Below are 23,917 nucleotides of genomic sequence, written 5' to 3'. Positions count from 1 at the left end.
ATTCGCCCGATGACGCTGCTGTTCTGTTCGGGCATCGACAATGCCGACCTTTGGCGGGAGGCCCTGAGCCGCCGCCTTCCCGACGTGACGGTGCGGGTCTGGCCGGAGGTCGGCGACCCGGACGACATCGACATGGCGCTGGTGTGGCAGCCGCCGCCCGGCATCTTCGCCGAACTGCCCAACCTGCGGCTGGTGATGTCGCTCGGCGCCGGGGTCGAGACGCTGCTGGCCGACCCGTCGCTTCCCGACGTGCCGCTCGTCCGCATGGTGGCGGACAGCCTGAGCGACGACATGGCAGGCTTCGTCGCCCTCCAGGTGCTGCGCTGGCATCGCCATTCCGACGCATTCGATGCCGCGCAGGCGGCCGCGGTCTGGCGGTGGCTGCCCTACCGGCCGGCCCGCGAGGTCTCCGTCGGGCTGCTCGGGCTGGGGGAGCTGGGACGGGCCGCCGCCACCGTCCTGGGGGCGCTGGGATACCGCGTCCTCGGCTGGAGCCGGTCGCCGAAACAGCTGGACGGCGTGGAATGCTTCGCCGGCCCCGGCGGGCTGGAGGCGATGCTGCCGCGTTGCGACCAGCTGGTCTGCCTGTTGCCGCTGACCGCCGACACCCGCGGCATCCTGGACCGGCGCCTGTTCGCCCGCCTGCCGGCCGGGGCAGTGCTGGTCAATGCCGGGCGCGGCGACCATCTGGTCGAGGAGGACCTGCTGGACGCCCTCGACCGCGGCAGGCTGGGCGGCGCCAGCCTGGACGTGTTCAGCGAGGAGCCGCTCCCGGCCGGCCATCCCTTCTGGCGGCATCCGCTCATCCGCGTCTCCCCCCACAGCGCCGCCGCCACTCACCCGGCGCAGGCGGTGGAACAGGTGGCAGCGACCCTGGCGGCCTTCCGCGACGGGCGGCCGCTGGCCAACCGGGTCGACCGGGGGCGCGGCTATTGATGATGCCGCCGCTGCTGCCGGTGATGGCCGCCGCCGTCCTGCTGCAAGCCGGCAACGGGCTGCTCCAGGCCCTGCTGCCGCTGCGCATGCAGGCGCAAGGCCTGTCGGCGTCCGATATCGGCATGGTGGCGTCCGCCTACGGCGTCGGCTTCGCCGCCGGCTGTCTGGCGGCGCCGAGAGTCGTCCGCCGGCTCGGCTTCGTCCGCGCCTATGCCGGGCTGGCGGCGCTGATGGCGATCCTCGCGCTCGCCCTGCCGCTGGCCGGCGGCAACGTCGGCTGGGTCCTGCTGCGCGCGCTGACCGGCGTCGGCTTTGCCGGGCTGTTCACGGTGATCGAGGGGTGGATCGGCGCCGGAGCGCAGGACGGCAACCGCGGGCGGGTCCTGGCGGTCTATATGGTCACCACCAAGCTGGCGCTGATGGCCGGCCCCCTCCTGCTCGACCCCGGCGGCGACCAGCCCTTCCGGCTGCTGATCCTTCTGATCCTGCTGTCGGTTCTGCCGGTCGCCCTCACCCGGCCGGCCCGCCCGGCCCAGCCGACCGCCGTCTCGCTCGACCTGCGCGGGCTGTTCAGGCTCGCGCCGTCGGCCCTGGTCGGTTGCTTCGCGGTCGGCGTGGTGACCGGCACGATGATAGCGTTCGCCCCGCTGTACGGGCTGCGCATCGGCCTGTCGGAACCGGCAGCCGCTGCCCTGCTCGTCGCCCTTCAGGGCGGCAGCCTTCTCGCCCAATGGCCGCTCGGCGCGCTATCGGACCGGCGGGACCGCCGCGTCGTGATCGCCGCCGTGGCCGCGACCGGCGCCGTCCTGTCCGCCGGGCTGGCGATGCTGCCGGCCGGCAGCCCGGCTTGGCTGGTGTGGGCGGGGTTCGCGCTGTGGGGCAGCCAGGTCCTGTGCATCTACGCCCTGTGTGTCGCCCACGCCTGCGACGTGGTGCCGCCGGGCCGCATCGTCCCCACGGTCAGCGGCCTGCTGGTGGTTTGGGCCGCCGGAGCGATGGTCGGTCCAGTGCCGGGCGCCCTGCTGATGGACAGGCTCGGCCCGCCGGGACTGTTCGTCTACGCCGCCGCCGGTTGCATCGCGCTGGCCGCCTTCGTCCTGATCCGCCGCGCCGTGCGGGAGCGGGATCGGGCGCCCGGCCGGCCGCCCTTCCGCCCGCTGCCGCCCGACAGCCTGACGGGAGCGGCAATCTCCGGCCCCCGGACGGTCATTGAACCCTCTGGCATTGAACCCTCTGGCATTGAGCGCTCTGGCATCGGGCCGCCGGAAGGGCGCTGATGTTCCGCTTTTTCCGAGTACCGTCATCGGGTTAGAGTCGGTCGAAACCGGGCCTGGGCCCATCCGTTCGCCGGAGGAACATTGGTCGAGACGTCGCGCATCCAGTCGCTGCGCGTGGTGGCGAGCCTGATCAATTCGGGTGGGGATCTGGCGACGGTGCTTCAGCGCCTCGTCCTGGCCGCCTGCCGGCATGCCAACTGGTCGATGGGGTCGATCATGGCGGTCGATGTCGAGCATGGCTACGCCCTGGTCGTCGTCCGCCACGACCCGACGCTGATCCAGCGCCCGCTGCCCGACCGCTGGGAGCTGGCGACCAGTCCGTCCCTGGTCGCCCTGCGGCGGAACGAGCCGATCTTCATCCCCGACGCCCGGGTATCTGAGGAGTTCCCCGGCTATCGTCGGGAGGCCTTCGAGCGCGATTATCACAGCGTGTTGGTCGTGCCGATGAACTGTACCGACGACAGCGGCCGGCCGCTGGTGCTGAGCGTCGTGTCCCGCGGTATCATCGAAGTGAGCGAGGAGGATCTCGCCTTCATCGGCATGATCGTCCAGCTCGGCGAGATCGCGGTGGAGCGCCAGCATCGGCTGCGCGCCGAGACCCTGGCCGCCGAACGCCTGCAACTGGCGCTGGAAGTGAATACCTCGCTGCTGCGGCAGGCGCTGGAGGACGGGGCGATGGCCACCCTTCTGCCCCGCATCCGCGACCTGCTGCCCTACTCCATCGTCATCGTCGACTTCACCGCCAACCTCGTCACCGCCGACCGGGCGCCCTGCGGCAGCGACATCGGCGACGCCGACTGGCAGGCGGCCGTCGCAGCCGACCTCGGCCCCTCGATCATGAAGGCGGCGCGCGCTGCCATCGACCATCCCGCCGCCGCCGAGGCGACCCTGTTCTGGGAGGTCAACGGCAAACGCATCCGTACGGCGCCGCGCATCGAACCGCTGACCGCCGACGGCGAAGTGGTTGGCGTTCTGATGATTTTTCCGGGTCCGCAGCCTTACGGCCAAGCCGATCAGCTCCTGCTCGACGGCATCAAGCACGCCCTCGGCATCCAGATGCTGCGCAACGTCATCCGCTTCCGTTACGAGAACCGGACATTGACCGAGCTGTTCCTGGAACTGGTGGAGCGGCGATGGCGGGATCACATCGACATCGGACAACGCGCGCTGCGGCTCGGCCTCAACCTCGATCTGCCGACCCAGATGATCCTGGTCGGACTGCCCGGCCGCAGTCCGCGGGCAGTGAGTGCCGCGGCCGACCTCCACATCCCGGTCCAGAGGCTGCTGTCGCTGCATGGGATCACCGGCACGCTCGTCACCGTTCCGGCCGGACTGGTCTGCCTCATTCCCGCCGTCGACGAGCGGAGCCATGGTCCGGTCAAACGGCTGATGGCGCAGATCGCGCGGTCCGTCGCCGACATCCTGCATGCCGAACCATTCGTTGTGCTGACGAGCCGCTGCATGGCCCCACCGGACTATGCGGAGGCATGGGACCGTGGCTGGCGGATGATCCGCATCGCCGAAGAGTTCGGCCGCCCCGGCGTCCTTGATGCCCGGCAGTTCGGCCCACTGCCCATGTTGCTGGCTGCCGCGAACACCCACGAGGTGCGCGGCTACGTCGCCGACAGCATCGGCGCCCTCATCGAGTACGACCGTCAGCATGGGACGCCCTATCTGGAGACGCTTTCCGCCTATCTGAAGACGGGGTGCCGCACCAAGGCCTGCTCCGACCAGCTTGGCGTGCACGTAACCACCCTGCGCTATCGGCTGACACGCATCGAAGAGCTGTTCGGTATCGATGTCGAAAGCCCCGATCGCCGCTTCTCGGTTGAACTCGCCATTCACCTGAGCGGGGTTATCGACCGGTCCACCTGATCTCGGAAAGGCTCCGTCAACTCCCGCACCAGTCCTGCGGTGCCACGGCGGCGTCACCTCGATCTGGATGGAATTGAGAACCTGTTCGCAGCAGGCGCCTCCCATCCGGCTTTAGCCGGGATGCTACTTTAAGCTGAGCAAGGGTGTTGCGGCAGGGGCGTGATCCGGTCGGCCTGCCGCCCTCGATGTCACCGCTTGGACCCGCCCTCTATGGGCACTGCCATTCGTCCCGCAAGCACCACCCCAGCCTCCTGGGACGCGTTCTCGGATGCCGATGCCTTTGTCGAGGGTGTGCTGGTCGAACTGACGGCAATGGCGAGTGACGGCACCCGTCCAGCCCGCAACGGGCCCAAAGATCCTCTCACCGGAGCAGCGCTGCGCAAGGCGATTTTGGCGATCTGGTGCGTATGCTTCTGCGGCATGCAATGGCGCGCCATCGGGCAGCTCACCGGCATCCCGTTCGGCAGGTTGTACACTCTACGACCGGCTGCGCCGGACGTGGCGTCTGGCCTGAGACGATACCGCGGAACCGAGCACGGTGGTGATCGACAGCCGGACCTGCCCCTCGGCCCCGAGTTGCTCGGCGCGCGGCGTGGACGGGGGTAAGAAGTAGACACTGAGGCTCGGCGCCGGCCAGTCATGCACAACTTTAGATTGCGGCATGTCGCAGGGCGGGCCGCTACTCCCTTCAGGCCGCGAACATATGGCCTAAAGCCTTGCCTTCGCCTCTTCCGCCACCCGTTCCGGCGTGATGCCGAAGTGGCGGTAGAGGTCGGGCACCGCGCCGGACGCGCCGAACCTGCTCATGCCGACGAAGCCGCCATCCTCGCCGATGTAACGCTCCCACCCTTGGACCACCGCCGCCTCGACGGCGATCCGCACGGTGGATCGGTCGATGACGGCGCGGCGATAGGCCTGATCCTGCTGCTCGAACAGTTCCCAGCAGGGCATCGAGACCACGGCGGTGGGTACCCCACCGGCCTGCAGCAAGTTGCGGGCCTGCAAAGCGATGGCGACCTCCGACCCGGTGGCGAGCAGCGTGATCCGGCGCTTGCCCCCCTCCGCCTCGGCCAGTACATAGCCGCCGCGCCGGCAGCGGTTGTCGGCATCGCCGTCGCGGCGCACCGGGTCCAGCGGCTGCCGGGCGAAAACCAGCGCGCTCGGGCCGGAGCGCTGCTCCAGCGCGATCTCCCAGCATTCGGCCGCCTCCACCGCATCAGCGGGGCGCAACACCAGCAGGTTGGGGATGGCGCGCAATGCCGCCAGCACCTCCACCGGCTGATGCGTTGGGCCGTTGGTGCCGATGCCGATGGAATCGTGGCTGAACACGAAGGTGACCGGCAGCCCCATCAGCGCAGCCATGCGGATGGCAGGGCGTTCGTAATCGCAGAAAGCCAGATAGGTGATGCCGGTGGCCACCACCCCGCCATGGGCGGCCATGCCATTCAGCATGCTGCCCATCGCATGCTCGCGCACGCCGTAATGGACGTAACGCCCGGCGCGATCGTCGGCGGTGAAGGCGGCCAGCCGCCGCTTGTGCAGAGTAGCGCCCTCCAGGTCCGGCGCGCCGCTCAGCATTTCCGGAATGACCTCCGTCATCAGGTCGACAATGTCGCCGGAGATCTTGTAGCCATGGTCGCTGTGCCCGCTCTCCGCCATGCGGCGCTTGAAGGCATGCAGCACGTCGGCCCAGCCGTCAGGCAGCCGCCCCTCGCGCAGCCGATCCAGGTCGCGCCGCTTTTCGACGGGCAGCGCGGCGACACGTGCTTGCCAAGCCTGCTGCTCCGCACCACCCCGGCGGCCGGCCTCCAGCCACGCGGCACGCACATCCTCGGGAATCTCGAAGGCAGCATGAGGCCAGTCGAGCGCCCGGCGGGCAGCGTCGGTGTGTTCCCTGAACAGCCGGGCGCTGTGGGCGGCCCGCTGCCCCTCATGCGGCAGGCCGCGGCCGATGCTGGTCGTACAGGCGATCATCGACGGCCTGGGATCAAGCTTCGCGAGGCGCAGCGCCTCCGACACCGCGTCGATGTCGTGGCCATCGACCTCCTGCACATGCCAGTTGCTGGCGCGGAAGCGGGCGGCCATGTCGTCGGACAGCGCAAGGTCGATGCCGCCATCGTCGGTGATGCGGTTGTCGTCCCACAGATAGGTCAGCTTGCCCAGCCGCAGATGCCCGGCGAGCGCGATGACCTCCTGCCCCACGCCCTCCTGCAGGCAACCGTCGCCGACCAGAGCATACGTGCAATGATCGACGATGCCGTCGCCGAAACGCTGGTTCAGGAAGGCTTCGGCCAGCGCCATGCCGGCGGCATTGGCGATGCCCTGCCCCAGCAGCCCGGTCGTCACCTCGATGCCGCAGGACTGGTGGATTTCCGGATGGCCGGCGGTGTGCGATCCCATCACCCGGAACCGCTTGAGCTCGTCCAGCGTCATCGCCTCGTAACCGCTGAGATGCAGCAGCGAGTAGATCAGCATGGAGCCATGGCCGTTCGACTGGACGAAGCGGTCGCGGTCGAACCACAGCGGATCGGCGGAGTTGAATCTCAGGTGCCGGGTGAAGAGCGCCGTCGTGATGTCGGCGGCGCCGAGCGGGGTGCCGGGGTGGCCCTCGCCTGCGCGCTCAATGGCATCCATGGACAGAAAGCGGATCGCGTTCGCCATTCGGCGCGGATCGACGCTGGTCATCATGTGGTCCTTTCGGGAATGCGGAATGGTGCGGGGCTGCGCCGTCACGTCACCAGATTGATCGGCCGCCCGGCCGCGAAGGCTTCGATGCAGGCGGTGACCTGCTCGGCGACGGCCCGCCGCGCCTCGACGCTGGCCCAGCCGATGTGCGGCGTCAGCAGGAAGTCGGTGCGCTCGGCAAGGCGGAGGAAGGGGTGGTCGTCCGGCGGCGGCTCCACCGCCGTGGCGTCGACGGCGGCACCGGAGATCAGCCCGCCTTCCAGCGCGCGGACCAACGCCATGTCGTCGATCAGCCCGCCGCGCGAGGTGTTGATGACCAGCGGCCGGCGCGCCATACGGGCGAACTCCGCCTCGCCCAGCAGATGGCGGGTGGCGGGGGTCAGCGGGCAATGCAGGGTCAGCACGTCGCTTTCGGCCAGCACCGCGTCGAACGGCACATGGTCCGGTCCGCCAGCCGCCTCCCCCTTTCGGCCGGCGAACAGCACGCGCATGCCGAAGGCGCGGCCGATGGTCGCCACCGCCTGCCCGATGGCGCCGCGCCCGACGATGCCGAGGGTCGAACCGTGCAGGTCACGGATCGGGTGGTCCAGCAGGGTGAACTGGCCGCAGGCCTGCCACGCCCCCGCCGCCACCGACTCCCGGTAGGCTGGCAGCGACCGGCGCAGCGCCAGCATCAGGGCGAAGACATGCTCCGGCACTGTATGGATGGCATAGGCGCGGACGTTCGACACCGCGACGCCACGCGCGCGGCAGGCGGCGACGTCGACATTGTCTGTTCCGGTCGCCGCGACGGCGACGAAACGCAGGTCGGGCAGTTGCTCCAGGGTCTCGGCCCGGATCGGCACCTTGTTCACGATCAGGACGGTCGCCCCACGCGCCCGCTCCACGATCTGGCCCGGCGCGGTGCGGCCGTATTCACTCCACTCGTGTGGCAAGTCCGGACGGCGCAGCGCAATGTCCGCCCCCATGGTGTCCTGATCGAGGAAGACGATCCGCTCCATCATCTCCTCCCCTCGGGCCGTCCCCCGGTAGTGCCGTTCATCGCGTGATAGCTGCGGATGACCTGACTGTCGTCCATCGTCCCTTCGCCACGGCCGGAGGTTGCGAGGAACATCTGGTGGGCGACGGCGGCCAGCGGCAGCGCCGCCTTGGCGTCGCGCCCGGCCTCCAGCACGATCCCCAGATCCTTGACGAAGATGTCCACCGCGCTGGTGATCTCCGGCTCCGCCTCCAACATGCGCGGGCCGCGGTCCTTCAGCATCCAGCTCGACGCCGACGACCCGCTCATGATCTGCAACAGGATGTCGAGGTCGACCCCGACCTTGGCGGCCAGCGCAAAGGCCTCCGCCACCACGGCGATGTGGACGCCGCACAGCAGCTGGTTGACGGTCTTGACCGTGGCACCCTGTCCCGGCTTTTCGCCGACATGGAAGACCTTGTCCCCCATCGCCGCCAGGATCGGACGCACCCGCTCCACTGTCGCGGCATCGGCGGCGGCCATGATCGACAGCGTTCCCGCCACCGCGCCCACAACGCCTCCGGAAACCGGCGCATCGACGAAGCGGCGGCCGGCCGCCTCCACCCGTTCGGCCAGCGCGGCGACGGCCCCCGGCGGACAGGTCGCCATCAGGATCACCGAACCGCCGACCGGCAGGGCCTCCAGCGCGCCGTCGGCGAAGAGCGCGGCGTCGGCCTGGGCAGCATTGACCACCATCAGCACCAGTGCGTCCGCACCAGCCGCTGCCGCCGCCGCACTGGAGGCGCCCTTGCCGCCGGCACCCTCCAGCACCCCGACACTCCCGGCCCGCACATCGAAGCCCTGAACGGCGAAGCCCTTCGCCAGCAGATTGCGCGCCATGGGCATCCCCATGGAACCGAGGCCGATGAAACCGACTGTCGTCATCGTATCTTGATCCTTGGATTGCTCGGCAGATTAGGGGGCCGCCGGCTCAGTACAGGATGGTCGCAGGCACGTAGGACACGAGGCCCAGCACGACCAGCGCCACCAGATAGAAGGGCCACAGCTCGCGCACGATGGCGCCGATGGGCTCGCGGGAAATGGCGGCGGAGATGAACAGCGTGGTGCCGATGGGCGGCGTGAACAGGCCGATGCTGAGGTTGACCGCCATCATGATGCCCAGCTGGATCGGGTCCATGCCGATGGCGCCGCCGACGGCGACGAAGGTCGGACCCAGCAGCAGGATCGCCGCCGGCAGGTCCAGGAACATGCCGACCACCAGCATGATCAGGTTCATCGCCAGGATGATCAGCCACGGCTCCTTCAGCACGGTCTGAGCATAGCCGGCCACCGCGTTGGGGATCGCTTCGGTGATCAGCACATAGCCGACGAGGTTCGACGCGGCGATCACCAGCATGACGACGCCCGTCGTCACCACCGTCCCCATCAGGGCGGCATGGATGCGCTTCCAGGTCAGGTCACGGTAGATCAGGATGCTGACCAGCAGCGCATAGGCGACGGCGACGACGCTGACCTCCGTCGGGGTGGCGATGCCGAAGCGCAGCAGCACCAGGATGAAGGCGGGCATCAGCAGCGCCGGCAGGGCGGCGAACGTCGCCTGCCCCAGCGCCCGCAGTCCGCCCTCGCCCTTCAGCAGGGGGAAATTGCGGACCCGGCCGCTGACGTAGCACACCACCATCATGCCGGCGGCCAGCATCAGGCCCGGCAGGATCCCTGCCAGGAACAGCGAGGCGATGGAGGCGTTCGACACCGCGGCATAGAGGATCAGCGGGATCGACGGCGGGATCAGCCCGGCGATCACCGACGAGGACGCAGTCGCCGCCGCACCGAAGGCCGCCGGATAGCCCTCGCGCTTCTGCCAAGGGATCAGCATGGACCCGAGCGCCGAGGCCTCCGCCACCGCCGATCCGGACACGCCGCCGAAGATGGTGGAGCCAACGACGGTGACCTGGGCCAAACCGCCGGGATAGCGACCGACCAGGGCGGCGGCGAAACGCACCAGCTTCTGGCCCAACGTGCCGCTCATCATCAGCGCGCCGGACAGGATGAAGAAGGGGATCGCCAGCAGCGGGAAGCTCTGGGTCGGCTGGAACAGCTTGACGACCGCGATCACGGTCGGCACCGACCCCATCGTCATCACCGCGGCGCCGGAGCTGATGACCAGCGCATAGCCGACGGGAAAGGAGAGCAGCAGGAGAAGGCCGAAGACGGCGACCATCACGACGGTCATATCTCTTCCTCCGACACGTGGGCGCGGACGGACCGCGGGTCTTCGGCGATCAGCAGGCGCAGGAAGGTGGTGACGGCGGTCAGACCCACACCGACGAAGCCGGCGATCAGCGACAGGTAGGCCCAGCGGGCGCTGACGCCCGTCACCGGATAGATTTCACTGCCGGTGATCTCGATGACGGCCAGACCGATGTAGGCGAGATAGAAGAAGGTTGCCCCCACCACCACCTGCATCGCCAGCAGCAGCGCGCGGGCCAACCGGCGGGGCAGCAGGTCGAGCAGCAGCGCGACCGAGATGTGTGCGCCCTTCTGCGCCGCCAGCACCACGCCGCCCATCACCAGCCAGGGGAACAACAGGTTCGGCAGTTCGGACGGCCAGCCCAGCCCCTGGGTGGTCAGGTAACGGACGACGACCTCGGCGCCCAACGCCAGGAACAGCACGATCAGGGACAGGATCGCCACGACGGCGGAGACGACGGAGATGGCACCGTCGGCCGCCTGGAGAAGGGTGGCGGGGAGTCCCGCCACCTCATGCTCCCTCTCGTGGGACACCGTCATCACGGCGCCGCTCCGGCCGCGGCTTCCTTGCGAACCAGGGCGACCAGTTCGGGGAACTGCTTCTCCCACTTGTCATAGACGGACTTGGTCTTGGCGACGAAGGGGGCCGGGTCGACCGTGTTGAACTTCACGCCGGCGTCTTCCATCTTCGCCTGCAGTTCCTTGTCGGCCTTGGCGGACATCTCGCGGTTCAGCTTGCCGGCCTCGGCCGCCGCTTCCAGCACCGCCGTCTGATCGGCCTTCGACAGGGTGTCGAAGACGATCTTGCTGGCCAGCAGCGGGGTCGATTCATACTTGTGCCCGGTCAGCGAGATGTATTTCTGCACCTCGAAGAGCTTCGACGAATAGATGTTCATCAGCGGGTTCTCCTGCCCGTCGACCACGCCCTGCTGGAGCGCGATGTAAAGCTCGGAGAAGGCCAGCGGCATCGGGTTGGCGCCGAGAGCCTTGAAGATGTCGACCGTGATCGGGTCCGGCGGGGTGCGCAGCTTGATGCCGGCGAGATCCTCCGGCTTGGTGATCGGCCGGACATTGTTGGAGACATGGCGGATGCCGTTGTCCCACATCGCCAGCAGAACCAGACCCTTGGCCTTCGACGCCTCGTCCAGCTTCTTCGCCACCGGACCGTCCAGGACCTTCCACGCCTGCGGCAGCGACTGGAACAGGAAGGGCAGGCCCAACACGGCATATTCCGGCACGACGCCCGAGGTGGTGCCCTGCGAATTGGCGCTGAAGGCCAGCGTGCCGAGCCGCATGCTGGTCAGCGCCTCCACGTCGTCGCCATACTGGGCGCTGCCGCCGACCTCGATCTTCACCCGGCCGTCCGTCTTCTTGGCGACGAGTTCCGCGAATTTCAGCGAGGCTTCCGCCTTCGGATTGCCCGGGGCCGCGTTGTGGGCCAGACGCAGGACCTGCTGGGCCCAGGCGGCGGGCGACGCGACCAGGGCGGTGCCCACCACCAGCGACAAAAGCAGCTTCTTCATCGGATCTCTCTCCCTATGGATGTTTGTTGGTTGGTCGGGTGTGATCGGGTGGACGGATGCCGGGTTACAGCCATCCCTTGATGCTGGCAGCCATGGCGTCGGTGGAGATGCCGTAGAGGTCGTGCAGGGTCGGCAGGGCGCCGGCCTTCAGGAACTCGTCGGGCAGGCCGATCTGGCGGAAGACGGGGGCGACGCCGCCGCGCAGCAGGGTGCCGGCCACCGCCTCGCCCAGACCGCCGATGACGGTGTGGTTTTCCGCCACCACCACCATGCGGCCGGTGCGTGCGGCCTCGCGCAGGATGGTCTCGGTGTCGAGCGGCTTGATGGTGGGGACGTGCAGAACCGCGACGCCGACCTTGTCGGTCTCCAGCCGCTGCGCCAACTCCAGCGCCCGCATCGTCATGATGCCGGACGAGATGACCAGAACCTCGGCGCCGTCTCGCAGCAGCTTGGCCTTGCCGAGTTCGAACTTGTAATCGTACTCGTCCAGAACCAGCGGGACATTGCCGCGCAGCAGCCGCATGTAGACCGGCCCGTTGTGGGCGGCCATGGCCGGGACCACCTGCTCGATCTCGTGGGCGTCGCAGGGGTCGATCACCACCATGTTCGGCATGGCGCGGAACAGCGCCAGATCCTCCGCCGCCTGATGGCTGGGGCCATAGCCGGAGGTCAGGCCCGGCAGGGCGCAGGCGATCTTGACGTTGCGGTTCTCCTCCGCGACCGTCTGGTGGACGAAGTCGTAGGCCCGGCGCGAGGCGAAGACGGCGTAGGTGGTGACGAAGGGCATCATCCCCTCATGCGCCATGCCGGACGCCGCACCCATCAGCAGCTGCTCGGCCATCCCCATCTGATAGAAGCGGTCGGGATAGGCCTGGGCGAAGATGTGCAGGTCGGTGTATTTGGCGAGGTCGGCGGTCATGCCGACGATCTCGTTCCGCTGCTTCGCCAGCTCGACCAGCGCATGGCCGAAGGGCGCCGGCTTGGTCCGCTGACCTTCCGCCGCGATCGAGGCGATCATGGCGGAAGTCTTCAGGCGCGGCTTTGCAGTGGTATTGGCAGCGGTGCTCATGCGGTCCTCCCGGCGTCGAGCGCATCCAGCGCCAGCTGCCATTCGTGCGCGTCGACGCGGATGAAGTGGTTCTTTTCGCGGGCTTCGAGGAAGGGCACGCCCTTGCCCATCTTGGTGTCGCAGACGATCATCCGCGGCTTGGCTTCGGGGTGCGACTTGGCGGCGTCGAACGCCGCGACCACCGCGTCCATGTCGTTGCCGTCCACCCGCTGGACGAACCAGCCGAAGGCCTCCAGCTTGTCCACCAGCGGCTCGAACGCCATCACCTGGGTGGACGGCCCATCGGCCTGCTGGTTGTTGACGTCGACGATGGCGATCATGTTGTCGAGCTTGTAATGGGCGGCCGACATGATGGCCTCCCACACCGATCCCTCGTCCAATTCGCCGTCGGAGAACAGCGTGTAGACGCGGCTGGCGGAATTCTTGCGCTTCAGCCCCAGCCCGATGCCGACCGCGATGCTGAGGCCGAGGCCGAGCGAACCGCCCGACATTTCCATGCCCGGCGTGTAGCTGGCCATGCCCGACATCGGCAGGCGGCTGTCGTCGCTGCCGTAGGTCTCCAGCTCTTCCGCCGGGACGATGCCGGCCTCAATAAGCGCGGCGTACAGCGCGATGGCGTAATGGCCGTTGGACAGCAGGAAGCGGTCGCGCTCCTCCCAATGCGGGTCCTCGGGACGATACTTCATGGCGTGGAAGTAGGAGACCGCCAGCACGTCGGCGATGTCCAGCGCCTGGCCGATATAGCCCTGCCCCTGCACCTCGCCCATCAGCAGGGCGTTGCGGCGGATGCGGTAGGCACGTTCGGCCAGCGGCACATTGTGCCCGAGCGGGGTGGTGTCGAGTGCGGTGTCCACGGAAGGTGTCTCCAGCATATCGGGATCAGTGGATCAGCATGCCGCCGTTGACGTCGAGCGTGGCGCCGGTGATGTAGGAGGACAGCTCCGAGGCCAGGAACAGGCAGGAGCGGGCCACATCCTCGGCATCGCCCAGGCGGTTCAGCGGGATGCCCTTCAGGATTTCCGCACGCAGCTCGTCGGTCAGCTTGCCGCCGGTGATGTCGGTCTGGATCAGGCCCGGCGTCACCGAATTGACGCGGACATTGTCCGGCCCCAGTTCGCGCGCCATCGCCTTGGCGAGGCCCAACACGCCGGCCTTGGCCGCGCTGTAATGCGGACCGCCGAAGATGCCGCCTCCGCGCTGCGCCGACACCGACGAGATGCAGACGATGGATCCCGACTTGCGCTCGCGCATGTGGGGGACGACAGCCTGGCTCATGTACAGCGTGCCGCGCAGGCTGACGTCGGTCACCGCCTCGTAATTCTTCGGACCAATGTCCATGAACTTCAGCGGCTGGGTGATGCCGGCGTTGTTGACCAGCACGTCGATGCGGCCGAACTCCTCCACCACGCGGGTCGCGGCGGCGAAGCAGGCGTCGCGGTCGGTCACGTCGCAGGCGAAGCCGCGATGCGCCTCTCCCAGTTCGGCGGCGGCTTCGGCCGCTTGGGCGCCGTCGAGGTCCAGGATGATCGCCCGCCCGCCATGCAGCGCGAAAAGCCTTGCGGTCGCCCGGCCGATGCCGCGGCGCGACGCGGCGCCGGTGATCACGCAGACCTTGTTGGACAGCAGCATGCTCGCTCCCTCTTGTCGAAGCAGGCTCCGCCGTGGCGGCACAGAGGGTGCCGCGACGGAGCGTCGGTTTCGCTCGGTTGTGGTGATTTCGATCAGACTGTTCGATGATTCGCTCAGCCGATGATTGATGTGATCCTATGATCTTGAGATGAATTCGACAAACGAATAAGATCGCTCATCGATGAACTGAATTCATCTGAAGGGTGCGATGCGGAAACGCGTCTCCATCAAGGCATTGCAGGCCTTTGAAGCCGCAGCACGGCTCGGTTCCTTCGCGACCGCGGCGGAGGATCTGGGACTGACGCCGTCGGCGATCAGCCATCAGGTGAAAATTCTGGAGGAACAGTTAGGGCTTCCGCTGTTCCATCGTGTTCACCGCGCGGTCACCCTGACCGACGCCGGCCGGAGCTATGCCAACGAGATCATCGGCGCATTCGCCCGCATGGATGCCGCCACCCGCAACGTCACCAGCACCGGCAGCGGTACGACGATCCTCACCGTCCGGTCGATGCCCAGCTTCGCCACCCAATGGCTGATGCCGCGGCTGAACCGGGTCAAGGCGCTGCATCCCGCCATCGACATCCGCCTCCAGGCTTCGGTCTCGCCCATCGATCTGACGGCCGGCGCGGTCGATGTCGACATCCGCTACAACCCCGGACCGCCGCCGGCCGGCTGCGTGCTGGAGCAGTTTCCGGAGGACGTCATCGTCCCGATGTGCTCGCCGGCGCTAGCAAACGGCCTCAACCCGATCCGGGAGCCGAAAGACCTCAGCCGCCACATCCTGATCCATTCGGAGGTCAATATCCTGGGCTGGCGCGACTGGATGCGCCGGCACCGCAGCGTCCATCTGGACATGGACCGCGGCCTACGCTTCGACCGCTCCTTCATGGCGATCAACGCCGCAGTGAACGGCATGGGGGTGTGCCTGGACAGCCTGCTTCTCGCCCGGCAGGAGCTTCAGTCCGGCCAACTCGTCGTCCCCTTCCCCACCGAAGGGCTGCGGGCGCAGGGGCATGGCTTCGTCACGCTGAAATCGACTGCCGCGTTGCCGAAAATCCAGCTGTTCCGCGACTGGCTGTTCGGCGAGCTGGAGGCCGGGCGCGATTGGGAGGAGCAGTATCTGATGTCGCTCGACTTTGGCGCACAAATGGGCGTGGGATCGTGGCCTCGCTGATGCGCCTGCTCGGCCTGGACCTACCGGTCTCGGATCACACGACCTTCTCCCGGCGCAGCGCCGATCTGGCAGTCGCATCGGCGCTGGCCCGGACGGACGGGCCGGTCAGCGCAGTCATCGATTCCACCGGGCTGAAAGTGTTCGGCACGGGCGAGTGGCACTTGGAAAAGCATGGTGGCCAAGCGCGCCGGAGTTGGAGACAACTGCACTTGGCGGTTGATCCCGGTAAGGGTGAGGTCCCCGCCTCCGAGTTGACGAGTAACGAGGACGGTGATGCGTCGCTGGTCGGTCCATTGCTCAACCAGATCGCCCGCCCACTTGGTACGGTACTGGCCGATGGCGCCTACGACGGCGAGCCGGTCTACCGCGTCGTGGCCGCCCACAGCCCGGACGAGGAGGTCATCATCCCGCCGCGCTCGACCGCGGTGCCGAGCGACACCGCCGCCAGCGCCTCCGCACTGGACTTGCCCGGAGCAAGTGGAGAGCCAGTGTGTCGATTCTACGCAGCGACCTCAAAGACACAGGGGCTTTTGAAGCCGAGTGAGGAGTGTCGCCGGATTGGATCATAGAAGCCGTCGGTGTAGCGGCCAATGGCGATTTCAGCCTGCCGCCGCGAAGTAAAGATCGTGCGCCACACCAACTCTGACTTCAAGGTCTTGAAGACAGTCTCCACCATCGCGTTATCGTAGCAGTTCCCGCGCCCGCTCATCGAAACCAACATCGCGCTCTCCTGCAACACCTTCTGGTAATCATCTAAACAGTATTGGCTTCCACGATTTGAATGATGGATCAGACCGGGAGGTGGCTGCCGAACGGTAATAGCCCGCTTCAACGCTGTGATCGCCAACTCCTTGGTGATCCGGTCACTGGTGGCCCATCCCACGATCCGGCGGGAGTGCAGATCCAGCACGATGGCCAGATAAAGCCAGCCTTCAGCGGTCCAGACGTAGGAAATGTCGGCTCCCATTTCCGGTTCGGCGCCGGAGCGGAGAAAACCTCGTTCTCACAACGCAGACGGACCAGTTCCTTTTGCACATCGTCATGTGGACCGGACAGAAGCTCCGCTTCCTGATATTGCGATCTCCATCGCGTCAGCGTTGATTTGCCAATCCCCAAATCAGCCGCCACTTCCCCGACAGTCCGGCCGCTCGTTGCGATAAGCCGAACAGCTTCCCGCTTGAGGTCTTCCGTCAGCTTACGCCGATGCCCGTCACCCATGCCAAAGCTTCTGGTCCCTTAGACCATAGATGGAGGCTCTCCACTTGCTCCGGGCAAGTCCAGAATGACGCTGATTGGCGGCCGGGATGAGGATCGATGCCGGGACCCCGGTAGCGATCAGCGCCGCCGGGGAGGGCACCGGCTCCGTCCTTTCATTACGGGAGCTTGCGGAAAGACCCGTTCACAAGGGGTAGTAGCCAAGGATGGCTTTTGTCTCGAAGCACTCCTCCAGCCCAAAGGTGCCGTATTCGCGCCCGTTGCCGGATTGCTTGTAGCCGCCGAAGGGCGCATGGGCATCCCAGGCGGGATGGTTGATATGGAGCTGACCGGACCGGATTTGGCGTGCGACCCGCCGGGCGCGCTCCAAGTTGGAAGACTGGACATGGCCACCCAGCCCGAACACCGTGTCGTTGGCGATCGCCACGGCCTCTTCCTCAGTTTCATAGGGAATGATGCAGAGGACGGGGCCGAAAATCTCCTCCTGCGCGATGCGCATGCCGCTGGTCACCCGGGAAAAGATGGTGGGCCGCACGAAATAGCCGGGGTCGAGCCCCGCAGGTTTGCCGGGGCCGCCACACAGCAGCCTCGCGCCTTCCGCGATGCCGACCGCGATCATCCGCTGAACGCGGTCGAACTGTGCCCTGTTCGCGATCGGACCCAGGGTGGTCTGCGGGTTTCGGGGGTCACCGACGACGATCGTCTCCACATGGCGTCGGGCCAGCGCCTCCACTTCGTCCAGCCGGTCGGCTGGTACGATCATCCGGGTCGGCGCGCTGCAGGATTGTCCAACGTTGCGAAAGGCCGACGTAATGCCCAGCGGCACCGCCTTCTCGAAATCGGCGTCCGGCAGCAGGATGTTGGGCGACTTGCCGCCCAACTCCTGGACGACGCGCTTGACCGTGACGGCGGCAGCCTGGGCCACCAGAACCCCGGCCCGCACCGATCCGGTGATGGAGACCATGTCGACGCCGGGATGGGCGGCGATGGCGGCCCCCACCTCTTCGCCGGTGCCGTTGACCAGGTTGAAGACACCCGGCGGCGTCCCGGCATCGTGCAGGATCCGGGCGAACAGCAACGCGCTCAGCGGCGAGAGTTCGCTGGGCTTCAGCACGACGGTGCAACCGGCGGCAAGCGCGGGCGCCAGCTTGGCGGTGATCTGGTAGAGCGGCCAGTTCCAGGGTGTGATCAGGCCGCAGACGCCGATCGGTTCGCGGACGATCGCCGTCGTCCCTTTCCGGATGAGGAACTCATAGCCGCCCAGAACCTCGACCATCGCCCGCAGGTGTGCAATGGCCAGCGGCACCTGCGCGGTGCGGGCGAAGCCGATGGCGGTTCCCATCTCCGCCGTCATGGCGAAGGCCAGTTCCTCGGCGCGCGCTTCCATCAGATTCGCGATCCTCTGCAGCAGGGCTCGCCGCTCCTCCACCGGGGTCATGGAGAAGGTGGCAAAGGCCCTGCGCGCCGCGGTCACGGCCTTGTCGACATCCTCGGCCGTGCCCGCCGCGATGGAGCCGATGACCGTTTCGGTGGCCGGATCGACCACAGACATCGTCGCACCGGAGGAGGGAGCGACCCATCGGCCGTCGATGTAGAAATGCCGCGCTTCCTCCAGAACCATCTTTGCTCTCCTCTTGCAGCCGTCGCCGACCGATCCGGTGTCCGGGGCCGGCTCTCAGTGCAGAATGTCCTGCAGCTTGTAATAGGCGCCGACGAAGGGCAGGAACCAGGTAGGACCGAAATGGCCCGGAATAGCCGGCCAGTCGAAATCACGCAATGGATTGGCGGCGGCGTTGCCGTCCATGACCTTGGCCATGATCTGGCCCATGTGGGTCGACATCTGCGTGCCGTGGCCGCTATAGCCCATGGAATAGAACAGGCCGTCGCGTTCGCCGGCCCGCGGCAGGCGATCCGCCGTCATGTCCACCATGCCGCCCCAGCAGTAGTCGATCCTAGCGTCGGCCAGATCGGGAAAGATCTCGATCATCGAGCGCCGGAGGATGGTGCCGCTCTTGGCGTCCGACCGGGGGTCGGATTTGGCGAAGCGCGCCCGGCCGCCGAACAGCAGCCGATTGTCCGGCGTGATGCGGAAGTAGCAGACGAAGTTCCTGGTGTCCGTCACATTGCGGCGACGCGGCAGCAAGGCGTCCAGGCGGGTGGGCGACAGGGGCTCCGTTGCGATCAGAAATGCGCCGACCGGCACGATGCGGCGGCGGAAATAGGAAAGGGGGCCGACCGCCGAGGTGCCGGTCGCCAGCAGCACCTGCTTGGCGGTGACTGAACCGGACGGTGTGGAGAGCCGGTGCGCGTATCCGTTCAGCCGCTTCATGGCGGTGACCGGCGTGTTCTCATGCAGCCGCACTCCCTGGCGTGCGGCTGCCGTCGCCAAACCATGGGCGAACTTGCCCATATGCATGGCTGCACTCTTGGGAAAGATCAGGCCGCCGAAATAGCGGTCGCTGCCCAGTTCACTCTTCAGGTCCTGTCGTGAAACCATATAGCTGTCGGGATCGGCGCCACGCGCCATCAACTCCTGCGAGCGCGCGAGCTTGTCGTAATGCGCCGGCTTCGCCGCCACCTTCAGCTTGCCGACGCGCTTGAAATCGCAGTCGATGCCTTCCTCGCCGATGATGCGCTCGACGGTGTCGACCGCGGCGTCGTAGCTCAGGTAGAGCCGCTTGGCGGCGTCGGCGCCCAGCCGGTCGACCATTGCGGCGTAATCGCGGGCGAAGCCGTTGTTGCACATGCCGCCGTTGCGTCCGGACGCGGCGCCGCCCAGCTGTCCCGCTTCCAGCAGGATGACCCGCGCGCCCTTCTTCGCCAGGGCGAGCGAGGCGGACAGTCCGGTGAAGCCGCCGCCGACGACCGCCACGTCATAGTCGCCCTCGACGGGTCCCCGGTCGGAACCGAGGAATTTGGGCGCGGTGTCGAGCCAATAAGGTGTCAGTTTCATCGCAATCGCCTCAACCGAAGGACTGGCTGGCAACGCCATAGATGCGGTCCGGCCCGGGCACCGGAGGGCGCGTGCCCCGGACCATCGTCGTGACGGCGCCGACGTCCGGCAGGCCTTGGGCGGTCAGCCAATCGCCGAGACCGCTTTCGCCATCAATGTCGATGCGCAGGAACTCGCCGGCCTTCGCCTGCAGGAAATGCCGGATCAGCGACCGGGCATCCTCGGTGGATCGGGCGACCACCGGCCCGATGGCTTGACCGAGCCCAAATGGGCGGCAGATGGCGAAGCCTCGCACAGTGTCATTGCGTTCGATGACGGCGGCACTGCCAATCCGCAGGAACTCCGTGATCAGCTTCGTCCGCCTGGCCCCGAAAGCGTTTTCATCGATGCGCAGAATCGTGGGCATGTCGTCCAGCCGTGCCGAGCGGACTTGGCCGTCATCGCCGGATGGCGGCGTCAGGGTCGTGTCCGCCGGCAGCCATGCCTGATGCTGGTGAACTGTCCCGATGTCGCGGAAGCCGAAAGCCGCGTAGAGGCACCGTCCCTCTTCGGTCGAGTTCAGCAGAATGCTGCGGCCGCCGTTCGCGGCGAGCAGATGGTCCATCAACATCCGCCCAAGACCGCGACCCTGCATGGCGGGGGAGACGATGATGATGCCGCAGGTCGCGAAACGGTCGTCATAAGGCCACCACAGGGCGGACGCCACGATCCGTCCGTCCGCCACCGCCAGCACGCCTTGCCCCAGCCCGAGCGCGACGCTCCAATCCTCGCGGCGATAGGGCCAGCCGACCGCCTGCGACAGAGGCAGCGCGCCGTCGAGGTCGGAAGGCGTCATGGCACGCACCATGATGGAGGCGGTGGTGGGAATCACTGTTCCAACTCCATCAGAAACTTGACCCGATGGATGCCGGGCTGGTCCCGGTCCGAACCGCGACGGCGTCGATTTCGACCAGATAGCCGTAATGGAGTTCAGGCACCGGCACGACCGATCGCGCCGGTCGGGCGTCCCCCAGCATCTCAGCGTAGATCGCGTTGAAGCGCGGCCAGTTCGCGACGCCCACGAGGTAGACGGTCACCTTCAGCAGGGTCGCGGCGTTGCCGCCGGCGGCCTCCACCACCGCGATCATGTTCCCGATCGCGAGGCGGGCCTGCCGGTCGAAATCCGCGTCCGCGTGATGGGTGCCGTCGTGTGCGATGGGCAACTGGCCCGAAACATAGATGAGGTCGCCATGGCGGACGCCCTGCGAATAATGACCTCCGGCTGGTGCCGCGCCGTCGCTGGATATGGGGACCACGTCCAGGCCCTGTGCTTTCGAGTCCGTCATGTCACCACCCTCCGAAACGGGGCCAGACGGCCTCGATCTGGTCGCCGCCGCTTCGCACCACGTGATAGGCCTCATGCTGGGCACCTGTGGCGCAGGCGTGGTTGGGGAGGATGCGTACCCGGGTGCCGATCGGCAGGTCGGGCAGCCGGGCGTCCAACCCTGGACGCAGGGCGATGATCCCGTGCTCCTGGTTGGCGTCGGACAGGATCAGGTCGCCGAACAGCTTTCCATCGATGTCGCAGACGAGCCCGTAGCCCTGGTCGATCTTCTGCTTGGCGGTTCCCCGGTCGCGGGACATGGCCATCCAGCCGGCATCGACCAGAATCCAGCCCTTTTCCGGCTGATGGCCGATGACCGTCGCAAGCACGGAAAGCGCGATGTCGTCGATTCCGCAGACGCCGATGCCCGCCATCACCAGGTCGAAGAAGACGAACACGCCGGCGCGCACCTCCGTCACCCCGTCCAGCGCTTCCGCGAAATGGGCGGTGGGCGTCGAGCCTACGCTGACCACCGGACAGGCGAAGCCGGCGTCGCGCAGCAGGGTCGCGGCCTGCACCACGCTGGCGCGCTCCACCTCGGCGCAGCGGCGCAGGGCGTCGTCCCCGACCGCGCCGTAGCTCGCCCCCGCATGGGTCAGGACGCCACGCAGACGGCCGCCATCCTCCAACGTCCGGGCAATCCGGACCAGGGTCGCGCGGTCACCGGGCAGAACGCCGGACCGGTGTCCGTCGCAATCGATCTCGATGAGGGCAGGGATCGGATCTCCTGCCCGTCGGGATGCCTCGGCCACCGCCCGCGCCTGTTCCACGGTATCGAGCGTAACAGCCAGATCGACACCGTCGGCGCGCAGCGCCAGGATGCGGTCGATCTTGTCCGGGGAAACGCCCACCGCATAGATCAGATCCCGGACACCCGCACGGGCGAACTGTTCCGCCTCCTTCAAGGTGGATACCGTCGCAGGGCCCGACGGGGACGTCATCACCCGCTGCGCGGCGTCGACGGATTTCGCCGTTTTCAGATGCGGTCTCAGCGTCACGCCCAGGCTGTCGAGCCTTTCACGAAGTCGGCGGACGTTGCGGTCCATACGGTCCAGGTCGAGAAGGAGGCAAGGCGTGCTGACCTCCTTCAGGCCAAGGGAGTGGGAGAGGTTTCGCATCGGGTCATCCAGCAGGGCCAGGGTCCGTTCCGCAGCTCAAAGCCGCGACAGTCCTTGCATTCTACGACGCGCCATGTAGCGTTCAATTAACGATTTATACAGCAAACATTAAGGCACAACTTAATGCTTACGAGCGACGATCTCGTCTTCTTCGGCGTCGTTTCCAGCTCCGCCTCGCTCGCCGATGCCGCGAGGACGCTCAACGTCACGCCGCCTGCCGTCACGCAACGTCTGAAAGCGCTCGAGCAGCGCATCGGCGTCCGCTTGATGGACCGCACGAGCCGCGGCCTGGCCCTCACCGACGAGGGCGAGTTGCTGGTGGCCGAAGGGGCGGCCATCATCGAGGCCATCGAAGGGCTGTCTGAGTCGCTCGACCGGCGGACGACGCGGGTCAGAGGCAGGCTGAGGATTGCGGCGCCCTATGGGTTCGGACGGGAGCATGTCGCGCCGGTCGCGGCGAAATTCGCGCGACTGTATCCGGAAGCCACCGTTGCCCTGGAGTTGTCGGACCATCCCAATGTGCTGACGTCCGACAGTTGGGATGTTGTGATCCATATCGGTACGCTGAATGCTGGCGAACGGCTGGTCACGACGCTCGCGCCGAACGGACGGGTGGCCTGCGCCTCTCCGACTTATCTTGCGGAGCATCCACCCATCCAACATCCCGAAGACATCCTGCGTCATCGCTGCCTCGCGCTCCGGGAGAATGACGAGGACGTGACGCTATGGCGCTTTTCCCATTCGACAGAGGGCGCCAGGACGGTCCGCATCAAGCCGGCGATGTCCACCAACGACGGCATGATCCTGCGCGCCTGGGCGAAATCGGGACTTGGCGTGATCGTACGGTCGGAGTGGGATGTGGCCCAGGATCTCGCCACCGGCCGACTGGTCCGGATTCTGCCGGAATGGGTGTGTCCGGCTGCGGATGTCGTCGCGTTGCTGAGCTCGCGTCATGGCCGCAGCCCGAGATCCACGGTGTTTCTGGCGATGATGCGTGAAGCGTTGAATCCGCCCCCCTGGCGCCTCTCCGACCATTGATCACTGGCAAGGTCGGCAAGGCCGGCACGATCGTCGTGCGCGCCAGTTCGGTCGGCAGATCGACCTGAAGACGCCCCCGCAGGACCGGGACAATGCCCTTGATGTCGTGCACGTTGGCCGGCGCTGCATCCGCCAGCGGAATGCCGTTATTCTCGACGGCAATATGGACCTTCACGCCGCGGATCTTCTTGCCGCCGTCCACGCCACGCGCGAAGCAGCTCGGGGCCGAAGGACAGGTGCGGCTGTCGGTCACCACCGTGCTCGGCTCGGCCGGATCGCCGCGTCCCCTCCGCCGCTATGGTTGTCAACTCCGTCAGCACCTCATCCACGAAGGCATCGACATTCGAGAACTGTCCCAGGAAGCGGGCGTGGTGCTTGCGGGACGAACGGCGCTGCCCATAGACTGCTGACCCGAAGGCTGTTGACGATGCTCACAGCCCTACCAGACCGGCCACCCGGCGCAACACCGGTCAGGACGGGCCCGTCACGAACAAGCTCTCATAACCATACTGTTATGTAGTGCGCAAAAAATCTCATTTGTCGTTAATCGCTGGGACTGCAATCTTCGTTTCCATCAGCTTAACGGATAATCTGTTGGCTGGGGCACTCGACATTTCCCAATGTGGATAGCCACCGGGGTCTGGAATGGAAAGAAGTACGGAAGTACCCACGATCACGCCACCAGCAGGTGTGGACGTCTCCGGGTTCTTGATGGAAATCAAAACTCAGCTTGGTGAACGAGGCGTCATAACCGCGACAGCGGACATGGAGGGGTATTGCACCGATTGGCAGGGCAAATATCGAGCCGCAGCGCTCGCTGTGCTGAGGCCGGCTTC

At 67.0% G+C, this 23,917-nt stretch carries 20 protein-coding genes and 4 pseudogenes; 7 read left to right on the top strand and 17 right to left on the bottom strand.

Annotated elements, in window-relative coordinates; translation table 11 throughout:
• The first annotated feature begins 9 nt into the window (after window positions 1-9).
• The 4 genes from B9N97_RS30745 (at window position 10) to B9N97_RS35370 (ending at window position 4,694) form a co-directional block, all read left to right on the top strand.
• Window positions 10-936, top strand: a complete 927-nt coding sequence (locus B9N97_RS30745; RefSeq protein ID WP_085091601.1) for a 2-hydroxyacid dehydrogenase — start codon at window positions 10-12, stop codon at window positions 934-936.
• The gene (locus B9N97_RS30740) at window positions 936-2,213 is read left to right on the top strand and encodes an MFS transporter (protein ID WP_085091600.1); all 1,278 of its coding nucleotides are present in this window, start codon (window positions 936-938) and stop codon (window positions 2,211-2,213) included. Before B9N97_RS30745 ends, B9N97_RS30740 begins: the two co-directional genes overlap by 1 nt.
• A gap of 81 nt (window positions 2,214-2,294) precedes the next feature.
• Window positions 2,295-4,088, top strand: a complete 1,794-nt coding sequence (locus B9N97_RS30735; protein ID WP_085091599.1) for a helix-turn-helix domain-containing protein — start codon at window positions 2,295-2,297, stop codon at window positions 4,086-4,088.
• Between the two features lie 210 nt (window positions 4,089-4,298).
• Complete coding sequence (locus B9N97_RS35370; protein ID WP_143266936.1) at window positions 4,299-4,694, top strand: hypothetical protein; 396 nt, start codon at window positions 4,299-4,301, stop codon at window positions 4,692-4,694.
• A 102-nt stretch (window positions 4,695-4,796) separates the two neighbouring features.
• Here B9N97_RS35370 and tkt read toward each other — a convergent pair whose 3' ends face one another.
• The 9 genes from tkt to B9N97_RS30690 all read right to left on the bottom strand — a co-directional run bounded on the left by tkt (window position 4,797) and on the right by B9N97_RS30690 (window position 14,220).
• Window positions 4,797-6,776, bottom strand: coding sequence for a transketolase (tkt, locus tag B9N97_RS30730; RefSeq protein ID WP_348520103.1), 1,980 nt, complete (start codon window positions 6,774-6,776; stop codon window positions 4,797-4,799).
• A gap of 41 nt (window positions 6,777-6,817) precedes the next feature.
• On the bottom strand, window positions 6,818-7,777 hold the full coding sequence (locus tag B9N97_RS30725) for a D-2-hydroxyacid dehydrogenase (protein ID WP_208621320.1): 960 nt from the start codon (window positions 7,775-7,777) through the stop codon (window positions 6,818-6,820).
• Window positions 7,774-8,676, bottom strand: a complete 903-nt coding sequence (locus B9N97_RS30720; RefSeq protein WP_085091597.1) for an NAD(P)-dependent oxidoreductase — start codon at window positions 8,674-8,676, stop codon at window positions 7,774-7,776. Before B9N97_RS30720 ends, B9N97_RS30725 begins: the two co-directional genes overlap by 4 nt.
• A 46-nt stretch (window positions 8,677-8,722) precedes the next feature.
• Window positions 8,723-9,982, bottom strand: a complete 1,260-nt coding sequence (locus B9N97_RS30715; RefSeq protein ID WP_085091596.1) for a TRAP transporter large permease — start codon at window positions 9,980-9,982, stop codon at window positions 8,723-8,725.
• Window positions 9,979-10,539, bottom strand: a complete 561-nt coding sequence (locus tag B9N97_RS30710) for a TRAP transporter small permease (RefSeq protein ID WP_085091595.1) — start codon at window positions 10,537-10,539, stop codon at window positions 9,979-9,981. The genes B9N97_RS30715 and B9N97_RS30710 overlap by 4 nt, the downstream gene beginning before the upstream one ends.
• The gene (locus B9N97_RS30705) at window positions 10,539-11,522 is read right to left on the bottom strand and encodes a TRAP transporter substrate-binding protein (RefSeq protein ID WP_085091594.1); all 984 of its coding nucleotides are present in this window, start codon (window positions 11,520-11,522) and stop codon (window positions 10,539-10,541) included. The genes B9N97_RS30710 and B9N97_RS30705 overlap by 1 nt, the downstream gene beginning before the upstream one ends.
• A 64-nt stretch (window positions 11,523-11,586) precedes the next feature.
• A complete protein-coding gene (locus B9N97_RS30700) occupies window positions 11,587-12,591 on the bottom strand; it encodes a transketolase family protein (protein ID WP_208621319.1) in 1,005 nt (334 codons plus the stop codon).
• The gene (locus B9N97_RS30695; RefSeq protein ID WP_143266935.1) at window positions 12,588-13,445 is read right to left on the bottom strand and encodes a transketolase; all 858 of its coding nucleotides are present in this window, start codon (window positions 13,443-13,445) and stop codon (window positions 12,588-12,590) included. Before B9N97_RS30695 ends, B9N97_RS30700 begins: the two co-directional genes overlap by 4 nt.
• 25 nt (window positions 13,446-13,470) lie before the next feature.
• Complete coding sequence (locus B9N97_RS30690) at window positions 13,471-14,220, bottom strand: SDR family NAD(P)-dependent oxidoreductase (RefSeq protein ID WP_085091592.1); 750 nt, start codon at window positions 14,218-14,220, stop codon at window positions 13,471-13,473.
• Window positions 14,221-14,428: 208 nt separating this feature from the next.
• On the opposite strand from B9N97_RS30690, the gene gcvA reads away from it, so the two are divergent.
• Window positions 14,429-15,394, top strand: a complete 966-nt coding sequence (gene gcvA / locus B9N97_RS30685; protein ID WP_085091591.1) for a transcriptional regulator GcvA — start codon at window positions 14,429-14,431, stop codon at window positions 15,392-15,394.
• Window positions 15,352-15,846: pseudogene (locus B9N97_RS30680) on the top strand (IS5 family transposase); the annotation flags it as partial. The gene gcvA and the pseudogene B9N97_RS30680, both read left to right, overlap by 43 nt.
• A 47-nt stretch (window positions 15,847-15,893) precedes the next feature.
• On the opposite strand, the pseudogene B9N97_RS30675 reads toward B9N97_RS30680, so the two are convergent.
• From B9N97_RS30675 to B9N97_RS30650, 7 genes and pseudogenes are all read right to left on the bottom strand, one after another.
• Window positions 15,894-16,387 (bottom strand): annotated as a pseudogene (locus B9N97_RS30675) (IS3 family transposase); the annotation flags it as partial.
• Window positions 16,388-16,465: 78 nt separating this feature from the next.
• Window positions 16,466-16,612, bottom strand: a pseudogene (locus B9N97_RS37090) (transposase); the annotation flags it as partial.
• Between the two features lie 181 nt (window positions 16,613-16,793).
• The gene (locus B9N97_RS30670) at window positions 16,794-18,230 is read right to left on the bottom strand and encodes an aldehyde dehydrogenase family protein (protein ID WP_085091590.1); all 1,437 of its coding nucleotides are present in this window, start codon (window positions 18,228-18,230) and stop codon (window positions 16,794-16,796) included.
• Between the two features lie 54 nt (window positions 18,231-18,284).
• On the bottom strand, window positions 18,285-19,562 hold the full coding sequence (locus B9N97_RS30665; RefSeq protein WP_085091589.1) for an NAD(P)/FAD-dependent oxidoreductase: 1,278 nt from the start codon (window positions 19,560-19,562) through the stop codon (window positions 18,285-18,287).
• Between the two features lie 10 nt (window positions 19,563-19,572).
• Window positions 19,573-20,433: a GNAT family N-acetyltransferase gene (locus B9N97_RS30660; protein ID WP_208621317.1), complete on the bottom strand. Its 861-nt coding sequence runs from the start codon at window positions 20,431-20,433 to the stop codon at window positions 19,573-19,575.
• Between the two features lie 13 nt (window positions 20,434-20,446).
• Window positions 20,447-20,887: a RidA family protein gene (locus tag B9N97_RS30655; RefSeq protein WP_085091588.1), complete on the bottom strand. Its 441-nt coding sequence runs from the start codon at window positions 20,885-20,887 to the stop codon at window positions 20,447-20,449.
• A gap of 1 nt (window position 20,888) precedes the next feature.
• Entirely contained in the window at window positions 20,889-22,043 is a 1,155-nt protein-coding gene (locus B9N97_RS30650; RefSeq protein WP_143266934.1) for a DSD1 family PLP-dependent enzyme, read from the bottom strand.
• A gap of 123 nt (window positions 22,044-22,166) precedes the next feature.
• On the opposite strand from B9N97_RS30650, the gene B9N97_RS30645 reads away from it, so the two are divergent.
• On the top strand, window positions 22,167-23,081 hold the full coding sequence (locus B9N97_RS30645) for a LysR family transcriptional regulator (protein WP_085091586.1): 915 nt from the start codon (window positions 22,167-22,169) through the stop codon (window positions 23,079-23,081).
• 133 nt (window positions 23,082-23,214) lie between these two features.
• Here B9N97_RS30645 and B9N97_RS37085 read toward each other — a convergent pair.
• A pseudogene (locus B9N97_RS37085) lies at window positions 23,215-23,283 on the bottom strand (hypothetical protein); the annotation flags it as partial.
• Between the last annotated feature and the right edge of the window lie 634 nt (window positions 23,284-23,917).

The organism is Azospirillum oryzae (genome assembly GCF_900177515.1).
Lineage (GTDB): Bacteria > Pseudomonadota > Alphaproteobacteria > Azospirillales > Azospirillaceae > Azospirillum > Azospirillum oryzae_A.
Note: the sequence above shows the minus strand (reverse complement) of the source record. Positions and strands in the feature narration are given on the sequence as shown.